1 pseudogene is annotated in these 661 nt (G+C 70.3%); it reads left to right on the top strand.

Features of this window, described 5'->3' with window-relative positions:
- Positions 1-438: 438 nt before the first annotated feature.
- Positions 439-661: pseudogene (locus ABD323_RS43310) on the top strand (hypothetical protein); the annotation flags it as partial.

The following is a 661-nucleotide window of genomic DNA, read 5'->3' as shown; positions in this document are numbered from 1 at the left end:
CTCGTCCTCGAAGGGGACACCAGCGGGGCCAAGTGGGAGGGGATCGAGGACGCAGCCCGCACCATCACCCGCGCCGGCTGGTGGATCGACCAGCGTGCCTCCGAGCCTGGAGATCTCACCGAGCTGCTGGAGGCGGCAACGGAGCGGGACCGGCCGGTCGAGAACCTCCACTTCTGAGACGAGCGGCCTGGCTCCTACCAGGCGATTTCCGGCCGCACCAAACCGGCGAATCCTCGGTTTCCTCACCGAGATCAGCGACTGGTACTGCCGCCACCACCTGCCCACCACCACCGCGCAGACCGACCGCGCCGCCATCAGTGGCCCCTCCTCCACCCCGGACACCCGGCCCAACTCCCCTACGCCCGCACCGCAGCCGAGGCCCGCCTGCCGCACGCCGCGCACCCGCTGACCCGATCCCACCACCTCAAGGAGCATCCGATGGGCAACCTCACCGACGACTACGGCACCGACGTCGAGATCCTGCGCTGGGCCGACGGCCTGGTCTGGGCCAACTGCCGCACCAGCCTGCCCGAACCGGTCCACCAAATCCTCCGTTCCTGCGGCTTCACCGCCCCGCCCGACTGGGCTGACCCCGTCTCCTACCAGCTCCCCAAGGAGATGGCCGACCCGGACCAGCGCCTCGCGGCATCCTCGGCATCCA

Source organism: Kitasatospora nipponensis, assembly GCF_039528135.1.
GTDB classification, from domain to species: Bacteria; Actinomycetota; Actinomycetes; order Streptomycetales; family Streptomycetaceae; genus Kitasatospora; species Kitasatospora nipponensis.
Note: the sequence above shows the minus strand (reverse complement) of the source record. Positions and strands in the feature narration are given on the sequence as shown.